Genomic DNA, 2,559 nt, shown 5'->3' on the forward strand with positions numbered 1-2,559 from the left:
GACCAGAGGGAGGAGTAGAGTTCAGATTTTTTCAGGGGCATTGAGATTTCTTCCTATACCTTGATGGGTAATGAATGATGATCTTCAAACGTATATAAATGGGTATGCGTGACTTTTTATGAGGCTTGTTGTTTATAAACAAAAATGGCACAAATCAGTTTGGTTTAGACTAATCTGTGCCTTATTAACAATGGAGTCCCCTTCCACAAAGAACGCGTCTGAATATAGAGTCCTTCCTTGATTTTTATCATGCTTATCCAGGGGCCTTCGATATAAGGAATAGCTTATTGTGATATTTCTGCGCCGATGTGACCGATAGACGATAATGTTTTCAATGAAGTGTTGGTCGCTATCTAAATTTATATCTAAAGTCACATCATTAGGAAAGCCCACGCCGGTTTCATTCTTTAGCATCTCAAGATCACAGAAACAGCGGAACTTTGGAATGCCGCCCCAGCAATAGCACCCATCAATGCCGATGTCATCAGGATCCTGGCCTGAGATTAAAATGTCCCAGTATTTTTCTTTTCTGTTATAGATTTTTTCTATCATATTATCACCTTTGAGTCATCAAGAAGGGATCGTTTGGTAGGTTAGCAGTTCATTTTTGGGTGAATTGGCAGAGAAATGTAGGGCGAGCAGCCTGCTCGCCTTACAACAGTTTTGTATTATCCGGGTTAGGATTTGTGATTCGCGAATTGCAAATTGAGGTATATTTTATCAAGTTGAACCATTGAAGACCATCTCTTTTCAATCCATACATAGGTGTTACATTGATGGGGAATCATGGCAAGATACGGCCCTGGTGAAAAATTAAAAAACCAGTTGATTTTTCAAAAAGATTAATGTAATTTGCAATACGCGAATCGCGAATTGCAAATATAGGAGTCTTATGAAACAGCACAATGGCATGCGACCACATGATATCGTCATTCTTTTGAAAATTGCCACGTTGAAAGACAATCCATGGCGGGCAAAAGATTTGGCTCAANNGTACAGCTGCTTACTGCCGACAAAAAGCAGTTGATGAGAAACAATCTGCTCGATTTTATTGAATTTGGATTGAGATATGTCTTTCCGGCAGAACCAGGCGCCATTCAACGAGGTATGGCTACTGCCATTAGTGGGCCACCGCTAAATCGACACATTTCTGCTGAATCAGCTTTTGTCTGGCCCTGGGCAAATGGCCAAGTAAGAGGACAGGCCATAGCCCCCTTGCACCCTGGCGTGCCTGAAGCCTGTTCGCATGACGATGCATTATATGAAATGCTGACGCTGATCGATGCCGTTCGTCTCAACAAAAGCCGGGAGAAACAGGCCGCTATTGAAGAATTGCGTAAACGGATATTGTAAAATTTAAATAGGCTGTTCATATAACGACTGGTGTGAACGCTATGCTCGCTGATAAATCGGCAATCCTTGAAGCAATTACCCTGGTGGCGCAAGCTTAGGGAGACTTGAACGATCACATCGTTTACGTCGGCGGTGCAGTCGCGGGCTTTTATGCAGATGACTCCGGTGCCCCAGAAATACGTCCAACCAAGGATATTGATATCGTTGTTGAAATAGCTTCGGCGCTTGAACTTGAGGGTCTACGACAAAAACTGGCTGAGCGTGGATTCCATAATGCCAAGGATGAAAATGTGATATGCCGGTTTACTTACGGGGATATCCTGCTTGATGTAATGGCTACACAAAATATTGGTTGGGCGCCTGCGAATCCCTGGTTTCAATCAGGTTTTAATCGTGCGGAAATCCGGTATCTTAATAATATAACCATCAGAATCATGCCATTCCCTTATTATTTGGCAGCAAAATTTGTTGCCTTAAAAAATCGAGGCAAAGATCCCAGGACCAGTCACGATTTTGAAGAAACGTTTTTCTCCTGGATAACCGGACGACTCTGATCAGAGATATTACGGAATCTGAGCCGGAGGTTAAGACATTTTTGATTAAAGAATTCAAAGCTATATTACGGGATGCGTTTTTGCAGGAAGCCCTGTTGGCGCATCTTGAACCGGCCACTCAGACCAGGAGATTTGAGATGCTCAAACAAAAAATGCTCACAGTAGTCGCTAAATAAATTTTTTGCAGGGGACTCCCTGGCGCTGATGTCAGAATCAAATTAAAACGATACTACCCAACTATATCAATATGACGTAATACTAGGGTGAATTTAGGGGGATAAATGGGAGTTGAAAGGGGTCTAAAAATGGGCAAAAATGAGAATTTATGCAAATAACTAAGCCTTCAATTTCTGAGGGCCTATTCATGTTTTTACTACTTTTATTTCGGCGGAGCCAATCGCGGCATAGCTGAGATCCTGTTGCAGGACAGATCTCGTATCTGCGACCTTCCCGCTTCACGGAATGTGCCAACACAAGCTAAGGTCACTTTTAAGCAAAAAAGGCCGCTTTAACGCGACCTTTAATTGCGGGGCCGACGGGGCTCGAACCCGCGACCTCTGGCTTGACAGGACAAGAAAAACAGGCTAAAAACAGACCTAACTTGTTGTTTATTAGATCGGGCTTTCAAATCCTGGGCTAAAACTGGGCTAAA

Annotated in this window: 2 protein-coding genes; one reads left to right on the forward strand and one right to left on the reverse strand. The window is 42.9% G+C overall.

Translation table 11 applies throughout. The features are described 5' to 3' along the window. Positions 1-132: 132 nt before the first annotated feature. A complete protein-coding gene (locus B3D59_RS11850; RefSeq protein ID WP_286820002.1) occupies positions 133-552 on the reverse strand; it encodes a hypothetical protein in 420 nt (139 codons plus the stop codon). A gap of 905 nt (positions 553-1,457) precedes the next feature. On the opposite strand from B3D59_RS11850, the gene B3D59_RS11855 reads away from it, so the two are divergent. Further along, positions 1,458-1,907, forward strand: a complete 450-nt coding sequence (locus tag B3D59_RS11855; RefSeq protein ID WP_286820007.1) for a hypothetical protein — start codon at positions 1,458-1,460, stop codon at positions 1,905-1,907. Positions 1,908-2,559 lie beyond the last annotated feature (652 nt).

Origin of the sequence: Desulfobacter sp. UBA2225, assembly GCF_002348205.1 — a bacterium.
Lineage (GTDB): Bacteria > Desulfobacterota > Desulfobacteria > Desulfobacterales > Desulfobacteraceae > Desulfobacter > Desulfobacter postgatei.